Source organism: Epilithonimonas sp. (genome assembly GCF_036780765.1).
Lineage (GTDB): Bacteria > Bacteroidota > Bacteroidia > Flavobacteriales > Weeksellaceae > Epilithonimonas.
Window position 1 is genome coordinate 363,733 of record NZ_DAIQCG010000002.1, and the last position, 15,972, is coordinate 379,704.

At 31.8% G+C, this 15,972-nt stretch carries 17 protein-coding genes and 2 tRNA genes (1 of these 19 only partly in view); 12 read left to right on the plus strand and 7 right to left on the minus strand.

Annotation, left to right across the window (positions count from 1 at the left end):
• Positions 1 to 49 (minus strand) — tRNA-Met (locus V7P73_RS05075) (it extends 127 nt beyond the left edge of the window).
• Positions 50 to 161: 112 nt separating this feature from the next.
• Positions 162 to 237, minus strand: a tRNA-Met gene (locus V7P73_RS05080).
• 215 nt (positions 238 to 452) lie between these two features.
• Here V7P73_RS05080 and V7P73_RS05085 point away from each other — a divergent pair.
• Genes V7P73_RS05085 through V7P73_RS05095 form a run of 3 tightly spaced genes read left to right on the plus strand, consistent with a single transcriptional unit; the run spans position 453 to position 3,752 of the window.
• Positions 453 to 818, plus strand: coding sequence for a BlaI/MecI/CopY family transcriptional regulator (locus tag V7P73_RS05085; protein WP_333851852.1), 366 nt, complete (start codon positions 453 to 455; stop codon positions 816 to 818).
• The gene (locus tag V7P73_RS05090; RefSeq protein ID WP_333851853.1) at positions 818 to 2,854 is read left to right on the plus strand and encodes a M56 family metallopeptidase; all 2,037 of its coding nucleotides are present in this window, start codon (positions 818 to 820) and stop codon (positions 2,852 to 2,854) included. The genes V7P73_RS05085 and V7P73_RS05090 overlap by 1 nt, the downstream gene beginning before the upstream one ends.
• Positions 2,855 to 2,912: 58 nt before the next feature.
• Positions 2,913 to 3,752 (plus strand): GLPGLI family protein, encoded by an 840-nt coding sequence (locus tag V7P73_RS05095; RefSeq protein ID WP_333851854.1) that lies wholly within the window; start codon positions 2,913 to 2,915, stop codon positions 3,750 to 3,752.
• Between the two features lie 34 nt (positions 3,753 to 3,786).
• On the opposite strand, the gene mscL is transcribed toward V7P73_RS05095, so the two are convergent.
• Positions 3,787 to 4,167, minus strand: coding sequence for a large conductance mechanosensitive channel protein MscL (mscL, locus tag V7P73_RS05100; protein WP_333851855.1), 381 nt, complete (start codon positions 4,165 to 4,167; stop codon positions 3,787 to 3,789).
• Positions 4,168 to 4,298: 131 nt separating this feature from the next.
• Here mscL and V7P73_RS05105 point away from each other — a divergent pair, with 131 nt between their 5' ends.
• Positions 4,299 to 5,786, plus strand: coding sequence for an NAD(P)H-hydrate dehydratase (locus V7P73_RS05105; RefSeq protein WP_333851856.1), 1,488 nt, complete (start codon positions 4,299 to 4,301; stop codon positions 5,784 to 5,786).
• Here V7P73_RS05105 and V7P73_RS05110 read toward each other — a convergent pair.
• Positions 5,783 to 6,769, minus strand: coding sequence for a DNA topoisomerase IB (locus V7P73_RS05110; protein WP_333851857.1), 987 nt, complete (start codon positions 6,767 to 6,769; stop codon positions 5,783 to 5,785). The two genes, V7P73_RS05105 and V7P73_RS05110, sit on opposite strands and share 4 nt — an antisense overlap.
• Before the next feature lie 171 nt (positions 6,770 to 6,940).
• Here V7P73_RS05110 and V7P73_RS05115 point away from each other — a divergent pair, with 171 nt between their 5' ends.
• The 7 genes from V7P73_RS05115 to rluF all read left to right on the plus strand — a co-directional run bounded on the left by V7P73_RS05115 (position 6,941) and on the right by rluF (position 12,296).
• The gene (locus tag V7P73_RS05115) at positions 6,941 to 7,840 is read left to right on the plus strand and encodes a cell division protein FtsX (RefSeq protein WP_333851858.1); all 900 of its coding nucleotides are present in this window, start codon (positions 6,941 to 6,943) and stop codon (positions 7,838 to 7,840) included.
• Positions 7,841 to 7,842: 2 nt separating this feature from the next.
• Positions 7,843 to 8,148 (plus strand): DUF3098 domain-containing protein, encoded by a 306-nt coding sequence (locus tag V7P73_RS05120; protein ID WP_333851859.1) that lies wholly within the window; start codon positions 7,843 to 7,845, stop codon positions 8,146 to 8,148.
• 77 nt (positions 8,149 to 8,225) lie between these two features.
• Positions 8,226 to 9,044: an undecaprenyl-diphosphate phosphatase gene (locus tag V7P73_RS05125; protein ID WP_333851860.1), complete on the plus strand. Its 819-nt coding sequence runs from the start codon at positions 8,226 to 8,228 to the stop codon at positions 9,042 to 9,044.
• Entirely contained in the window at positions 9,045 to 9,743 is a 699-nt protein-coding gene (gene truB / locus V7P73_RS05130) for a tRNA pseudouridine(55) synthase TruB (RefSeq protein WP_333851861.1), read from the plus strand.
• Between the two features lie 203 nt (positions 9,744 to 9,946).
• Positions 9,947 to 10,813: a T9SS type A sorting domain-containing protein gene (locus tag V7P73_RS05135; protein ID WP_333851862.1), complete on the plus strand. Its 867-nt coding sequence runs from the start codon at positions 9,947 to 9,949 to the stop codon at positions 10,811 to 10,813.
• Positions 10,814 to 10,961: 148 nt separating this feature from the next.
• Positions 10,962 to 11,552, plus strand: a complete 591-nt coding sequence (locus V7P73_RS05140; protein ID WP_333851863.1) for a hypothetical protein — start codon at positions 10,962 to 10,964, stop codon at positions 11,550 to 11,552.
• A 21-nt stretch (positions 11,553 to 11,573) separates the two neighbouring features.
• Positions 11,574 to 12,296: a 23S rRNA pseudouridine(2604) synthase RluF gene (rluF, locus tag V7P73_RS05145; RefSeq protein WP_333851864.1), complete on the plus strand. Its 723-nt coding sequence runs from the start codon at positions 11,574 to 11,576 to the stop codon at positions 12,294 to 12,296.
• Between the two features lie 25 nt (positions 12,297 to 12,321).
• Here rluF and V7P73_RS05150 read toward each other — a convergent pair whose 3' ends face one another.
• A complete protein-coding gene (locus V7P73_RS05150; RefSeq protein ID WP_333851865.1) occupies positions 12,322 to 13,659 on the minus strand; it encodes a helix-hairpin-helix domain-containing protein in 1,338 nt (445 codons plus the stop codon).
• A 238-nt stretch (positions 13,660 to 13,897) separates the two neighbouring features.
• A complete protein-coding gene (locus V7P73_RS05155) occupies positions 13,898 to 14,230 on the minus strand; it encodes a MerR family transcriptional regulator (protein WP_034965019.1) in 333 nt (110 codons plus the stop codon).
• 80 nt (positions 14,231 to 14,310) lie between these two features.
• On the opposite strand from V7P73_RS05155, the gene V7P73_RS05160 reads away from it, so the two are divergent.
• Positions 14,311 to 15,201, plus strand: a complete 891-nt coding sequence (locus V7P73_RS05160) for an SMP-30/gluconolactonase/LRE family protein (RefSeq protein WP_333851866.1) — start codon at positions 14,311 to 14,313, stop codon at positions 15,199 to 15,201.
• A gap of 35 nt (positions 15,202 to 15,236) precedes the next feature.
• On the opposite strand, the gene V7P73_RS05165 is transcribed toward V7P73_RS05160, so the two are convergent.
• Entirely contained in the window at positions 15,237 to 15,944 is a 708-nt protein-coding gene (locus V7P73_RS05165) for a glycosyltransferase family 25 protein (protein WP_333851867.1), read from the minus strand.
• Positions 15,945 to 15,972 lie beyond the last annotated feature (28 nt).

Below are 15,972 nucleotides of genomic sequence, written 5' to 3' on the forward strand. Positions count from 1 at the left end.
CGACCTCCGGGTTATGAGCCCGACGAGCTACCTACTGCTCTACCTCGCGATATTGTTCTGCAAATATACAACTTTTTTGATACAAGTCAAATTAATTTTGATTTTACTGATGAAATTATTGAGAATAAAAAAAGAGAACCACAGTTGTCATTCTCTTAAATTGGTTGCGAGGACACGACTCGAACGTGCGACCTCCGGGTTATGAGCCCGACGAGCTACCTACTGCTCTACCTCGCGATATTGGATTGCAAATATACGACTATTTCGATTCAAGTCAAGATTTATTTTAATAATTTTAATAACTAATGTTTTTTTAATTTTAAAAATTGAAAATCAATTAGTTATAGTTTTTAACTTCTTTTAACTATAAAAATAGTTGTACAAATTGAAATTAATCCTACATTTGTATTACTAAGTTTTTAGTGATATAAGATTGATTGTTTTTAAAGTAAATGAATATGAATAAGTTAACCAAAGCAGAAGAACAGGTAATGCAGTACCTTTGGCAGATAGAGAAGGGATTCTTGAAAGACGTTTTAGAATTGTTTCCTGAACCAAAACCGCATACTAATACCATTTCCACTATTCTTAAAATATTGATGGAAAAAGGATTTGTGAATTACAAAACTTTTGGAAGACAGCACGAATATTTTCCTCTTATAAGTAAAGAAAATTATAGTGGAAAGTCTATCAGAAGCTTGGTTAAAAATTATTTCGAAGGTTCATATACCAATGCTGTTTCGTTTTTGGTAGAAGAAAATGAAATAAGTGTTCAAGATTTGGAGCTTTTATTGAATGAACTTAAAAACAAGGAATAATGGAACCAATTTTACTTTACTTTGGCAAGATGATTCTTTGCTCAGCAGTGATGTTTGCTTATTATCTATTGTTTTTAAAGGATAAGACTTTTCATCATTATAACAGATTCTATCTTTTATTTTTGGTAATAATTAGTCTAATTCTACCTCTGGTGAAAGTTTCTTATTTTACGATAGAAACAAATGAAAACTTGTATCTACTTCTTAGTGGATTCAATCAAAATCAATCTCAAACTACAAACTATGATATCACTATTTATTCAGTTTTTTATACAATTGCTGGAGTGGTTTCAATCGCTCTTTTAATTAGATTAATACTAGGAATTTTAAAAATCCATTCGATAAAAAAACAGTTCCCAAATGAAACCATCGAAGGAATCAATTTTTATCAGACTAATCTAAATAATGCACCTTTTTCATTCTTCAGAAATCTGTTTTGGAAAAAATCAATCGAGATTAATTCTCCTGTTGGACAACAGATTCTGAAGCACGAGATGGTTCATATAGAACAAAAACACAGCTGGGATAAACTCCTGATGCAACTGGCAAAATCCATTTTCTGGTTCAATCCTGTGTTTTACTTTATCAACAAAGAAATCAATCTTATTCACGAATACTTGGCGGACAAAAAAGCAGTCAAAAAATCGGACACAAAAGCATTTGCGCAGATGCTTTTGGAGAGTCATTTCTCGGGTTCGGTTTTGCCTGTCACAAGTCCTTTTTTATCATCTAACCTCAAAAAAAGACTTACAATGATTACAAAAAATCAAACCAAGTACAGTTATGCACGCAAGTTATTTGCGTTACCAATCTTATTTTTTATGGTGTTTGCGTATATGGTAAATGCTAAAAACAAAGAAATCACAGAAACGAACAAAGCGATAGAAATCGCTGTTGAACAAATTAAAATGGATACAATCCAGCCAAAACAATCAGAATTTGATAGTTTTGCAAACAATCATCAAAGACAAACAAAAGCTTATTCTGATGCTTTGCAGGAAGACCATTTGAAAATGTCGGCAATCAGCAAAATAATGTCTGAGAAAGGAAAAGCGTTATCTGCTCTGAAAAAAGCTAAGAAAGAAGAGTATTCAGAGTATAAAGCTTTGGAAAATGAAATAGAATCTCTTGCTGCTCAGATGGAAGACGTTGTAAACTCGGATAATTACAAGAGAAATATCAAAGGTTTAGAAGAACATTCTGAAGCTATTGCTAAAATGTATGATTCTCCAGAATTTAAGAAAAAAATTTCTGATGCTGATGAAGTTGCAAGAAAAGCCGACGCAATGGTTAATTCTAAGGAATTCAAAAAGAAAATTGCGGATGCGGAGAAGCGTGCAATTGCGGCTGATAAATTGGTCAATTCTCCAGCGTTCAAAAAAAGAATTGCTGATGCTGAAAAGCGTGCGGAAGAAGCTGCTACAAAAGTTAACTCTCCTGATTTTCAGAAAATGATTCAAGAAGCTCAGAAAAGAGCACAAGACGCGGTTGAGAAATATGGTAAAGTTTATTCGGATGATGAATTTCATAAAATGATAAAAGACCAATTTAGGAAAGATGCTTTTACTGATGGGACTGTAGCTTATGGATTTGACGCAAGTGACTTTCCGGAGTTCAAGGATTTGACAACTAATTTCAAATTTAATTTTTCTGATGATGCATTCTTTAATGAAGCTAAATCTAAATTGTCTCCAAAAGAAATGAAAAAGATGGAGAAAAAAAGAAAAGAACTGCAAAAGAAGCAAAGTGAATTACTGGAAGAGCAAAAAAAAATTCAGGAAAAACAGCAACAATTAAACAAAGAAATGCGTGAGAATTCTTCATTTAAAATAAGTTTTAATTCTATGGAGAATGAACCAAAAGTTTTTGTTCCGAATAACAAGATGACGGCTGCTAATACAGACAAAATGATAGTTTATATCAATGGAAAAATAGTGGATAAATCTGTACTTAATAAAATGAATCCTAATGAAATTATGTCTATGAACGTTTTTAAAACAAACGGAACCGGAAAAATCGAAGTTATTACAAAATAAACAATTTACATTCATAACACTTTAGCCGGTTCGCCGGCTTTTTTAATACTTTATAACTATGAAAAAACTACTAATTAATTTATTTCTGATTGTAGGAATTCTGACGTTTGCTCAAAACAAAAGATTTATTTATGAATACAAATTTATTTCAGATTCGACAAACTTAGAAGATGTAAAAACTGAAATGATGTTTCTGGACACAACAAGAGATGGTTCCAAATATTACAGTTATACAGTTTTCAATTCGGATTCTTTGATGAAAGCTGAATTTGAAAAGCAAATTGCGGCAACTGGTTCTATGAATGTGAAACCTGGTATGCAAAAGGGAAGTGTACGATATTCGGTAACGAAAACTTATCCTGATTATAAAATTAATCTCCATCGTAGATTGGGGATGGATGCTTACAATATTTCTGATGACAGAAAAATCAACTGGAAAATCTTGTCAGAAAAAGAGAAAATAGGAGAGTGGAACGCTCAAAAAGCAGAAGCGGATTTTGCAGGCAGACATTGGATTGCTTGGTTTTCTACAGAAATCCCTATTCAAGATGGACCATATAAATTCCGAGGTTTGCCTGGGTTGATTGTTAAGATTGAAGACAAAACGGGTTCTCACAAAATGGAACTTAAAGGAATTAAAAATATTGTCGGCGATGTAGATATCAATGTTTGGGAAGCAAAGGAAATTGCTGTTAATTCCAAACAATTCCAAAAAGTATTGAAAGAATACGAAAATGACCCAACGAAAGGAATCAAGCAAATTCAAATGGGCGGAACATCTATCGTTTTAACTGGAAAAGATGGAACTTCCACAAAAATTGCAAAAGATCAGGAAGATCGATTGAAAAATCAAATAAAGAAAGATAATAACAGGATTGAATTGGAATTATTACAATAAAAAAATGCCACTGAAAAGTGGCATTTTGTGTCTTTTAAAGTGAGTGTTTTTTCTTCAATTCATCGCGGATCTCGGCAAGAAGAACATCCGTGGAAGATGGTCCAGCAGGAGCTTCTTCTGGTTTCTTGTTAAATTTATTGGCAACTTTTATTAACCAAAATAAAACAAAAGCAATTACCAAAAAGCTGATTACGGATGATAAGAAATTTCCGTAAGTTACACCGTTCCAAGCCAATTCTTTGATGTTTTCTGCGCCTGCAGCTTTCAAAGCTGGCGTCAATAGAAGTGGTGTAATTACATCATCTACCAATGATTTTACAATTGCGCCAAATGCACCACCAATGATGACACCGACTGCTAAGTCTACTACATTTCCTTTGAATGCAAATTCTTTAAACTCTTTTACAAATCCCATAGTTGTATTTTTTAATAGTTAGTTAATAACAAAAATAGAATTTTTTATTGATAACGGTTTATTTATTTCTATTTATTAATCAATTTTATTGATTAATTTTGAGATTAATTATTTTTACCAAATGCTGAAAAATGAAAATATTAACAGCAAACCAAATCAAAAACTGCGATACAGCGACTATCGAAAAAGGTATTAGTTCCATCGCATTGATGGAAAAAGCGGCCACAAAATGTTGTGATTGGATTATAGATTATTTCAGGAATGCGGACAAATTTTTGATTTTTTGTGGAAATGGCAACAATGGCGGCGACGGTTTTGCTATCGCCAGAATACTTTATGAAAAAGGGTTTGATGTAGAAGTTTTTATTAATAAAAACAATATGAAATTTTCTCGAGAGGCAGAGATTAATTTCAAAAAAATAAAAACAATAAGCGGAATTGATGTTAAAGATTTTTCTGAGGTTTTTAATGTCCATGATGAAAAATCTATTATCGTTGATGCTTTGTTTGGTTATGGACTGAATAGAGAATTGTCTGATGACTTTAAAAATTTAATCAAAAAATTAAATCAAATTAAAGCGCAGAAAATCTCAATAGATATTCCAGCCGGACTTTATGCGGATAGAATAATTGAAGAAAATTCTACTGTTTTCAAAGCGGATTTTACTTTGACTTTTCAGTTTTATAAAAGAAGTTTCCTCCATCCCGAAACTGGAAAATTCTGTGGAAAAATTATTGTCTTAGATATTGACTTGGATAAAGATTTTATTAATGAAGTTGAAACAGACTATTTTGTTATTGATGACGAATTAATCAAAGAAATTTATAAACCTCGCGAAGATTTCAGTCACAAAGGAACTTTCGGGAAAAGTATTTTAGTGGGCGGAAGTTACGGTAAAATGGGTGCAATTCTAATGTCAACTTTATCCGCTTTGAAAACCGGAAGTGGTTTGACGTTTACCATTGCACCAGAATGTGGTAATGTTATTTTGCAATCTCAAATTCCGGAGGCGATGTTTATTGGCTCAGGAAAAAATTATATTGATAAAATCGAAATTCAGGAAAAGGCAGTTTATGGAATTGGTCCAGGTTTGGGAAAAGAAAAGCAGACCCAAAAAGCACTTTTTGAGTTTCTGGAAAGTTACAATCAATATGTTGTTTTAGATGCTGATGCGCTCAATATTCTGGCGGAAAATAATAAGTTAAATTTGATACCTAAAAATGCTGTCATCACACCACACCCCTTGGAATTTGAAAGGTTGTTTGGAAAAACTGCAAACTCTTTTGAAAGAATAGAATTAGCAAAACAGAAAGCGAAAGAATTGCAAATTTTCATCATTCTGAAAGACCATCATACAGTTGTAATCACTCCAGAAAAAAAAGTGTTTTATAATATCACGGGCAATTCCGGAATGGCAAAAGGTGGAAGCGGTGATGTTCTGACAGGGATTTTAACATCATTAATTTCTCAAAAATATGAAATCGAAAAATCTTGCATCTTCGGCGTTTGGCTTCACGGAAAAGCTGGAGATTTTGCATCGCAAAAATTTTCAAAAGAAGCGATGTTACCCACAGATCTCATTAATAAGATAGGTGAAGTTTTTAAAAGTTTGAGTTAATTTAATTTCGATTTCAACATATACAAAACACCTACTTCAGTTTCAGAAAGATTTTCATTTTTTCTTAGGAGTTTTTTAATTTCTTTCTGAAAATAATTAATGGTTTGTCCGTTTTTATAATGCTCAAAAATTCTCGGATCTATATAAGAATCTCGTGCAACAGCTGGTGTATTGCCCAATTTTTCAGAAACTGTAACAATGGCATTCCGGATGCGTTTTTTCATCTCCTTCTGTTGTTGTTTTTCACAAATTCCTAATTCATCCAAAATTCCTGCGGCAATCATCGTTCCGGCCCACGTTCTGAAGTCTTTTGCTGAGAATTCTTCACCCATTATTTCTTTGATATATTGGTTTAGATCTTGGCTTTCAACAGTTATTAGTTCGCCGTTTTCATCATAATATTTAAAAAGTCTGTAGCCTGGCAATTCTTCCAAATCAGAAATTGTTTTTGCTAATTTGGAATTAATAATATGCTTTTCTTGAAATTTTCCCGATTTTCCTTTATAGGAAAATACTATTTCATCACCTTCGATGTTAAGGTGTTTTTTGCGGATTGTTGTTAATCCATAGCTTTGATTTTGTTGCGTATATTTGGGACTTCCTGGTCTAAAGTAAGCAGAGTCTAAAAGTCTGACCATTGCCGCCAGAACTTTTTCACGGGTTATTTTTTTCTTTCGGAGATGCTGTCCTGTAACGCGTCGCATATGTTCCAGATTCTCGGCAAAATGTAAAATCCTATCAAACTTGTCCGCATCTTTCTTCGCTCGGAATTTTGGATTGTAGATGTATTGCTTTCTTCCTTTTTGGTCTCTGCCTACAGCTAGAATTTTCGCCCTTTTATTGGTTGTGATTTCCACATCTTTCCAAGCTGGCGGAATGACCAATGACTTAATATATTCGATTTTTTGTGGGTCTTTTAGCTTCTCTTTATTTTTATCGAAATAAGAAAAGTTTTTTCCTGTAGCTTGTCGGGTTAGTTTCATAATTTTGATTTGATATTTTTCCTAAACAATAAAAATGCCGATTTTTCGATTCTAAAATTCTCAGGAAAGTAGTTGTGAAAATTAAGTCATAATGATGTTTTTATGATTTTATTAACAGAGGTCACGACGGCTTTTTAAACGAAAATTTCTATTTTAGCAAAAATTTTTTTGATGCCAAAGACAGTTGATGATTTTAATAAAAGCAGATTGAGGTCCAGTAATATTACTGTAGTCATCAGTATTTCGCTTGTTTTATTCCTTGTAGGATTATTTGGATTGATATTGATTAATGCTCAAAAATATTCAGACTATATCAAGGAACAACTTGTAGTGGAAGCTTATTTTGATGAGTATCTGGATCCACGCGACTCTGCAAAAACGCTTAAGTTTCAAGAAGAAACTTTTAATACAATTAAACAGCAGCATTATGTAAAACAAGCTAAATATATTTCTAAACAACAAGCGACAGTTTTAGCAAAAAAACAATTGGGGATAGATGCTGATGCACTTTTTGAGGAAGATATATTTCCAGCTTCCGTCGAAGTGACTTTGAAACCAGAATTCGTAGATCCTGCAAAAATTGATGGGGTGGTAACACAGCTTAAAGCTATAAAAGGCGTAAAAGATGTGGCTAATGATAACCAACTAACCATAGATGTTTATAACAACTTGAATAGGATTCTAACTTGGATATTAGCATTTTCAATTTTATTTTTGATTGTTGCAATAGTTCTTATTAATAATTCAATCAGACTGAAAATATTCTCTAAAAGATTTATTATCAAAACGATGCAGTTGGTTGGAGCTAAAAGGAGATTTATTTTGATGCCATTTATAAAAGAAGCTTTGGTTCTTGGATTAATTGGTGCTTTTATAGGACTTTTGGCTTTAGGAGCTGTTTGGTATTATTTCACAAGTCAGATTGGGACGCCATTTGTTCAGGATACAAACCAATATGTTTTCTTGGTAATAATAATTTTCTTGGTTGGTATTTTTATAACCATTGCAAGTACTATCTTTGCAACTTGGAGATTTTTACGAAGCAACGTAGATGACCTATATTACTCATAACAATGGCAAAAAAAACAAATAAATATTCTGCAGATCAAATAGGAAAACCTACAGAAACTGTTGAAAAAAACTCGTTCTATTTCGGAAGCAAGAATTTTAAATTGATGTTGATTGGTTTGGGATTAATTCTTTTAGGATTTGTCTTAATGATGGGAGCAGATGCCAATACAACTCCTGAAGGAAAATTTGACCCGAATTATTGGAACGAAGGAATTTTTTCTTTCAGAAGAATCAGATTAGCACCGATGTTGGTCATTGCTGGATTTGTGGTTCAGGTTTTTGCAATTCTGAAAAGAAACAAAGATTAAATTTTAATAAGAAATACAATAATAACTTTGTCTTGGTGAAACTGAGGCAAAGTTTTTTTTAATAAAACAAACACACTATGGATTTGATCAAAGCAATTATTATTGCAATCATAGAAGGACTTACAGAATATTTACCGATTTCTTCAACTGCTCATATGGGATTTGCAGCAAGCCTTATGGGATTAGAAGAAACTGAATTTCTTAAAATGTTTCAGGTTTCCATTCAGTTTGGTGCTATCCTTTCTGTGGTTGTGGCTTATGGTAAAAAATTCTTTGATTTCAGCAATTTGCAGTTCTATTACAAATTAGCTTTTGCTGTTTTGCCAGCTTTGGGAATTGGTTTTTTCTTAGATGATATTATTGAATCTGTTTTAGGGAATCAAATCGCTATTTCGTCTGTTTTGGTTTTAGGAGGAGTTGTTTTATTGTTTGCAGATAATTGGTTCAAGAATCCAATTATTCACGATGAGAAAGAAATCACGATCAAAAAAGCTGTGACTATTGGTTTTTGGCAATGTTTGGCAATGATGCCGGGAACAAGTAGAAGTGCTGCTTCTATTATTGGAGGAATGTCTCAAGGATTATCAAGAAAAGCTGCTGCTGAATTTTCATTTTTCTTGGCTGTTCCCACGATGTTAGCCGTAACACTTTATTCTGTTTTTGTAAAAACTTGGGGTAAAGAAACCGGTAATCCACAAAAAGGTTATGAGATGATTTTGGCTTCACAAGATCATATTTTGATATTTGTTATCGGGAATGTAGTTGCGTTTGTCGTTGCTTGGATTGCAATCAAATCTTTCATTGCTTTGCTGAATAAATATGGCTTCAAACCTTGGGGTTGGTACCGTATTTTTGTTGGCGTGGCTTTGTTGATTTATTTTTATTTCTTCAAGTAAATGACGGCAGAAGAATTACAATCCGGACATGTATTTCTATTGGACAAACCTTTGGATTGGACAAGTTTTCAGGCTGTCAATAAGTTAAAATATAAACTCAAAAATGAGTTCAAAGAATTACCAAAGAAATTCAAAATCGGTCACGCTGGAACTTTGGATCCTAGAGCAACAGGATTGTTAATTGTTTGTACGGGGAAATTCACAAAGAAAATTCCGGAAATCCAAGATGCGCCGAAAGAATATTGGACAGAAATCAAAATCGGCGTTCAAACCGAGTCTTACGACACGGAAAAACCCGAAATCCTACAAACTGATTATTCTCATATTACAGAGGAAAATATCTATCAAACTTTGGAAAAATTTCTTGGAGAAATTGATCAAAAACCTCCAGTTTTTTCTGCACTTAAAATTGATGGAAAACGTGCTTATGAACTTGCAAGAAAAGGAGAGGATGTGGAAATGAAATCTAGAAAGACCACGATTCTTTACCTTAATAATATTGAAATTAATTTGCCTTTTGTTTCATTCACTGTGGGATGCTCCAAAGGAACTTATATCAGAAGTTTGGCTCACGACATTGGACAAGAATTGAAAGTTGGAGCTTATCTAACTCAACTTAGAAGAACAAAAATTGGAGATTATTCAATAGAAAATGCTACTTCTGATTATCTCGAAAATAATTTCCATTTTAATAATTAAAAGGTTTTATTTTGTGATATTGATAGTATATTTAATGTAAATGTTAAATATAATATATTTTATAAAGTTTATTTTAAATTAAACATTAATCTTTAAAAGAATTTAAAAATTGAATATTTGTTTAATTCTTTTGCTTATTCTGAAGAGAATCTTTATTTTTACCTCTCAATTTTTAAAACAAACGTTTAATTTAAATAAATAATATGAAAAAAATTCTATTATCTTTTATTGCTACATTGGCAATTTTCTTTTCAGCTAATGCACAAACAAAAATCTCTTTCGAAGCTTCAGAAGGTTATAATGTTGGGAGTGTAGATGGACAAAAAGATTGGACTGCTTCAAGTTCTTATTTTAAAGTATCAAACAATAGAGCTACAGATGGAGCAAGTTCTCTATATATCGAGGATGATGCTAGTGAAGAGTGGAGTAATGCTTACACAACGATACCAAACTATAGTAAAACAGAAATATCCGCAGATGTATATCTTGAAGGTTTTGATTCTGATTATGCAGTAGGATTATATACTGAAGATGGAGATGTAGTTGCTGATTTTTGGTTGACATATCAAAGCTGGAACTTTGTGGTTTATGATCCTGCTCAGGAGACTTATGTAGAAACTGATTTAGAATGGGATGCTACAACTTGGTATAACTTCAAAACTGTAATTGACAAAGCCAATAACACACTAGAATATTATGTGAACGGTAATGTTATCTATTCTACAACTTTGACCGCTACAAATTTCTCTTTTTTAGACCTTTCTATAGAAAATTATGGATCTGGTTTCAGTGTTGATAATATCCAAGTTAAAGATGCTACGTTAGCTGTTGTAGAAGCAGGTAAAAAAGATATCTTCAGAATTTATCCAAATCCAACTGTAGATGTTGTGAATTTTGATGTTGCTGGAAAAATTAATTCTGTTGAAGTTTATGATGCTGCAGGTAAACTAGTTAAAACTTCTAAAGATGGAGCAAAATCATTAAACGTATCTGAGCTAGGCAAAGGTAACTATGTAGTTAAGGTACAAACAGAAAATGCTTCTTATACTAAAAAAGTAATCAAAAAATAAATCATTTATTTTGATGTAATTATAGCCTTGCTTTTAAAGTGAGGCTTTTTTATTGTATTGAAGTTTAATAAAACATACTTTTGTCAAATATTTTAAACGAAAACCATTGAAACTTCATTTGAGAAGGTTTCAATTATCAAAACATTCCATGAATAAAATTTTACTGACTTTAGCATTAATACTTTCAATTGTCGTTTTTGGACAATCTGAAGATAGTAAAAGTAAAACGATGGGTTTTTTCATCAGTCCGAATGTTCAGATTGGATATAATTTGGGAAATTCAATTAAAGATAATCAGAACAATGATTCTCCGTACTATCAACAATACGTTGCACCTTATTTACCAAATGATTTTACATACGGAATTGGTGTGGTTGGAGGTTATCATATATTTCGTTTTTTTGCTTTAGGAACAGGGATTAGATATAATTTTATAGCAAATGATCAGCATCTTTTAAATTGGATTATACAGCCGAAATTCTATTTAGGGAAAGATGATTGGAAAGGATTTATAGAATTAGAATATGGTAAGCAGTTTAATCACTCTAATGTTAATAATGCAGAACATTATGGATTGAAAATAGGTTATCAGGATGCATTTTCTAAACGATTGAATAACGAAATTGGGGTTTTTATTTACACTCAGAATTATAAACTTTCAGGGGCAACTTTTATAGGGCTTTCATTTGGCGCTACAATTTTTAGCAACAAAAAATATACGGTTTATAGAAATGATTAAGTTTTTATAAACAAATTGAATATGGAAAAAATTAGAATTAATAAATATTTGTCAGAAGTTGGATTCTGCTCCAGAAGAGCGGCAGATAAACTTTTGGAAGAAGGCAGAATTACTATCAATGGCATAGTTCCAGAATTAGGGACTAAGGTATCTGATGAAGATGAAATTTTCGTCGATGGGAAAACCATCAAAAAAGAAGAAGAGGAGTTTGTTTATATTGCCTTCAATAAACCTGTTGGTATTGTCTGTACAACTGATACAAAACGTGAAAAAAATAATATTGTAGATTATATCAACCATCCCAAACGTATTTTCCCAATCGGAAGATTAGATAAACCAAGTGAAGGTTTGATTTTATTGACTTCCGACGGCGATATTGTCAACAAAATTCTAAGAGCCAGAAACAATCACGAGAAAGAATATTATGTAAGAGTTAATAAGCCAATCACGGAAAAGTTTCTTGAGAAAATGAGAAACGGTGTTCCGATTCTTGATACAGTTACTAAGAAATGTGAAGTCGAAAAAATCGACACAATGAATTTCCGAATCGTTCTGACACAAGGACTCAACCGACAAATCCGAAGAATGTGCGAACATCTGGATTATGAAGTGAAAAAACTTAAAAGAATCCGAATTATGAATATCAAACTTGATCTTCCCGTAGGAAAATGGCGAGATTTGACTCCTCAGGAAATGAATGAATTGAATGGTTTATTAGAAGACTCCAGCAAAACGTTTGAGTAATTTTTCTACAATCAACAATCAACAATCATTTATCATTAATAATATAAAGTCTCATTTTTTCCTCGTATTCGGGTTTCAATTTCAAATATTTCCAGATTTTTTTATCATCAGGATAAGAGATTCTATAAAAGATAATTCTGTCTGCGGAATAACGGAAGTAAGGATGTTTTTTCAGCCAATCTTCTGGGGCATTGGCTAAAGAATATTTTGGAACCTCCGAATTGTCAAGTTTTGCAACATAGATTAATTTTTCGCCCAAAGCTCTGTCAATTTCGTAAGTTTCCAGCAGTTGTTGTTTGTTTATGAAACCACCAAGTTTCTTTCTGAAAGCCAAAATCCCAGCAGAATCTTTTTCGGTAAATCCAAATTCCTGCAATTGTTTGAAAGTGATTTGATTAAGATTAATTTTTGAAAAATCAGTTTTTTCTGCAACAACAGTTTTTTCTTCAGTTTGTTTAGGTTTATCAACAATAGAAAGTCTAATCCAAGGTTTCATTTCTTCATATTTTTCTGGCGAAATCATAAAACATTTTTGGATGTCTTCCAAAGATTTGAAAGAACCTTTCAAAATCTTATCTCGATATTTCAAAATGGAAATGGCCTGTTTTTCAGAAAATCCCAAAGCTTGCCATTGTTCTTGATTCAAATCGTTTGGATCAAAGTATTGACGGATTTTCACTACTTCTTTTTCTTTCTTTTTCTCAAATTTTTGAGTTAGATTTTCTGGTGTTTTGTTAGGTAAAATCAAATAAGGAGACATTTGCGAGAACTGTTCATCATTAATCATAAAACATTCTCTCAGCTTTTCTTTACTTATGAAACTTCCACCCAGATAATTTTTATATTTTAAAATAGCAGCCGATTGTTTCTCAGAAAAACCAAGATTTTCCCAATCTTTCTGAGAATATAAATCAGGATTGAATTTTCCTTTTAGATTAAGTCTTTTCTTTTCGTAAGGTTTGTAATTGTTTTGATTGTTTTTGAAATCAGAATTGTTCTCCGGAAGAAGAATATAATTTTTCAACTGCTCATATTTCTCCGGCGTTAGCGCATAACACTTTTTGAATTGCTCCTTAGATTTAAAATTTCCGCCAACAACTTCCTTATATTTCAGAATAGTTTTGACTTGCTTTTCACTGAAACCAAGATTCTTCCATTGACTTTCGTCTAAATCGTTTGGATTAAATTCAGTCAGAATAATTTCTTCAACTTTTGGTGCGATGAAAGTAATTTGAGGTTTTTCGTAATGCTGATTTTTCTTATAAATCGAAAAAGCAATCTGTGAAAAAATAATGAGAATTCCGAAAATTCCAAGGCTTAAAATTTGCCTTTTCCGGATTTGGAAAGGTAATTTTGGATTCATTTTTTGTATTTTAACCAAAGTTAAATAAAAAATGAATCGAAAATCAATTATTAATAAAAAAATATTACCAGATTTTTTTTGAAAATAGTATAAGCCACATAGGCACATAGAAATATAAAAGATAAAAATTTCAAAAAGATAAAATAGTATTTTTCGTCAATTTCTATTTTATCTTAGTTTTCGCATAAAACTATGTGTCTATGTGGTCTTAAAAGTATGAATTCTAACAGTAGCTCGATTAATCGTTTAAAGAATTCTTAAGCTTCAGAAGTTCAGCTTTGATAAACTCCAATCTGTCAATAATAGTAATGGTTTCAGAGATTTTGGTGTTGGTTGTCAAAGCAACTCTCGCGCCGTCAAGCGTATAGCCTTTTTCCTTTACCAAATGATAAATAATCTTCAGATTCTCAATATCAGAAGGCGTAAAATAACGGTTTCCTTTTTTGTTTTTCTTAGGTTTGATGATAGGAAATTCCTGTTCCCAATAGCGAATTAGAGAAGTATTAACATCAAAAGCTTTGGCAACTTCGCCAATAGAATAGTAGAGTTTGTCCGGAAGATTAAGTTTCATTGATAAAAATCGAATTCTCAAAGATAATTATTTTTAATTCTTTTAAGCAAATTGTAACTTGCGACTTTATTATTTATACTATGAAAAGTTTTTGGAAGTTTCGTTATGTCGCGATTTTGTTGATTTTGATAAATTGTAAAGTTCAAAATACCCATGAAAAACTGTTTGATGTTCCACCGACATTACTATCAAGTCAATTTGAATTTACAGAAGGTCCTGCTTCTGATAAAGAGGGAAATGTCTATTTCACAGACCAGCCAAATGATAAAATCTATTTTTGGAACTGGAAAACCAATCAATTGGAATTGTTTCTTGCCAAAACAGGACGGGCTAACGGAACTTATTATGATAAAGACGATAACCTGATTACTTGTTCCGATGACAATGGTGAGATTTGGAAAATCAATAAAAATAAAGACGTTCAGGTTTTATCCCAAGGTTTTGAAGGTAAAAGACTCAATGGTCCTAATGATCTTTGGATTGATAGATTTGGCGGGATTTATTTCACAGATCCTTTGTATAAAAGAGATTATTGGAAAAACTTCAAAGAAGAAATTTCTGAAAAAAACCTGTATTACAGAAATCAAAACGGAACAATTACAAAACTGGAAACCTTCATTCAACCGAACGGAATTATTGGTTCTGAAAAACTCAAAAAACTTTATGTTTCTGATATCAATGCTGGAAAAACTTATGTTTACGAAATTCTTGGCAAGGGAAAATTATCTGAAAAGAAATTGTTCTGCGAAATGGGTTCTGACGGAATGACTTTGGACAGCCAAGGAAATCTTTATCTCACAGGAAAAGGTGTAACGATTTTTAATTCTAAAGGAGAAAAGATTACCAATATTCCGATTGATGAAGACTGGACTTCCAACGTGACTTTTGGCGGAAAAAATAATTCGACTTTGTTTATCACAGCTTCTCATTCTGTTTATGCTTTACCGATGAATGTTTCCGGAATCAAATAAAAAAAATCGCTTATCAATAAGCGATTTCTATTTTTTTACCGAAAATGATATAATATTTTTTTATAAATTTTTTGTAGTTTGTAAGAAATAATTCTTGAAAGGCCAACTCTGTTATTGCTTATAAGAGAAGGAGTAGTTCCGTCAAAAGTTTTTTGGCTGGCAATGAATGGTTGTGATTTGTACATCTTAAATATATTGTTTTCAAAACACGTTGTATGGAATAAATCAATTGGTAAATTAATTTTGACTTTTTTAGCATATTCCAGAATGTTTTTTGCTGCAATTCTGTCTATCAAATATGCTGCTGTAGTTGTTCCCTGATCAGTTTGATAAATATATTTTCCCTCTTTTCTTTTACTTCTCGGAATGAATCTTAAATCAGAATCTTCTAAAGAAATCATGAACTGAGACAAATTGGTGTTTTTTATCTCATTTGTAATTTTTTCTATATAATAATTAAATTTTTTATGAAGATATATATCATCTTCTAAAATCAGAACATAATCATTCTCAGTTTTTAGAAGTGTTTCGTAAGCTAACAAATGCTTATATGCGCAAGAGGTAGTTGGTGTTTTTGCTTTTAAATCACCCGAAAAAAAATCATCCAAAATGTCTTTTTCAAGTTGGTCTTTATCACCATATACTATTAAACTGAAATTAATATTTTTATTTGATAAATGATCTTCGATATATTTACGCCTTTCTTTTGCTGTGCTGACGTGAATTACTAATGATGAAAGCATGGTTTTGATTTTTACAAATATAGTTAAT

What these genes read in the sequence shown, in the direction of transcription:
- V7P73_RS05085 (WP_333851852.1), top strand. Translation starts at nt 453, where the DNA reads ATGAATATGAATAAGTTAACCAAAGCAGAAGAACAGGTAATGCAGTAC.
- V7P73_RS05090 (WP_333851853.1), top strand. Translation starts at nt 818, where the DNA reads ATGGAACCAATTTTACTTTACTTTGGCAAGATGATTCTTTGCTCAGCA.
- V7P73_RS05095 (WP_333851854.1), top strand. Translation starts at nt 2,913, where the DNA reads ATGAAAAAACTACTAATTAATTTATTTCTGATTGTAGGAATTCTGACG.
- mscL (WP_333851855.1), bottom strand. Translation starts at nt 4,167, where the DNA reads ATGGGATTTGTAAAAGAGTTTAAAGAATTTGCATTCAAAGGAAATGTA.
- V7P73_RS05105 (WP_333851856.1), top strand. Translation starts at nt 4,299, where the DNA reads ATGAAAATATTAACAGCAAACCAAATCAAAAACTGCGATACAGCGACT.
- V7P73_RS05110 (WP_333851857.1), bottom strand. Translation starts at nt 6,769, where the DNA reads ATGAAACTAACCCGACAAGCTACAGGAAAAAACTTTTCTTATTTCGAT.
- V7P73_RS05115 (WP_333851858.1), top strand. Translation starts at nt 6,941, where the DNA reads ATGCCAAAGACAGTTGATGATTTTAATAAAAGCAGATTGAGGTCCAGT.
- V7P73_RS05120 (WP_333851859.1), top strand. Translation starts at nt 7,843, where the DNA reads ATGGCAAAAAAAACAAATAAATATTCTGCAGATCAAATAGGAAAACCT.
- V7P73_RS05125 (WP_333851860.1), top strand. Translation starts at nt 8,226, where the DNA reads ATGGATTTGATCAAAGCAATTATTATTGCAATCATAGAAGGACTTACA.
- truB (WP_333851861.1), top strand. Translation starts at nt 9,045, where the DNA reads ATGACGGCAGAAGAATTACAATCCGGACATGTATTTCTATTGGACAAA.
- V7P73_RS05135 (WP_333851862.1), top strand. Translation starts at nt 9,947, where the DNA reads ATGAAAAAAATTCTATTATCTTTTATTGCTACATTGGCAATTTTCTTT.
- V7P73_RS05140 (WP_333851863.1), top strand. Translation starts at nt 10,962, where the DNA reads ATGAATAAAATTTTACTGACTTTAGCATTAATACTTTCAATTGTCGTT.
- rluF (WP_333851864.1), top strand. Translation starts at nt 11,574, where the DNA reads ATGGAAAAAATTAGAATTAATAAATATTTGTCAGAAGTTGGATTCTGC.
- V7P73_RS05150 (WP_333851865.1), bottom strand. Translation starts at nt 13,659, where the DNA reads ATGAATCCAAAATTACCTTTCCAAATCCGGAAAAGGCAAATTTTAAGC.
- V7P73_RS05155 (WP_034965019.1), bottom strand. Translation starts at nt 14,230, where the DNA reads ATGAAACTTAATCTTCCGGACAAACTCTACTATTCTATTGGCGAAGTT.
- V7P73_RS05160 (WP_333851866.1), top strand. Translation starts at nt 14,311, where the DNA reads ATGAAAAGTTTTTGGAAGTTTCGTTATGTCGCGATTTTGTTGATTTTG.
- V7P73_RS05165 (WP_333851867.1), bottom strand. Translation starts at nt 15,944, where the DNA reads ATGCTTTCATCATTAGTAATTCACGTCAGCACAGCAAAAGAAAGGCGT.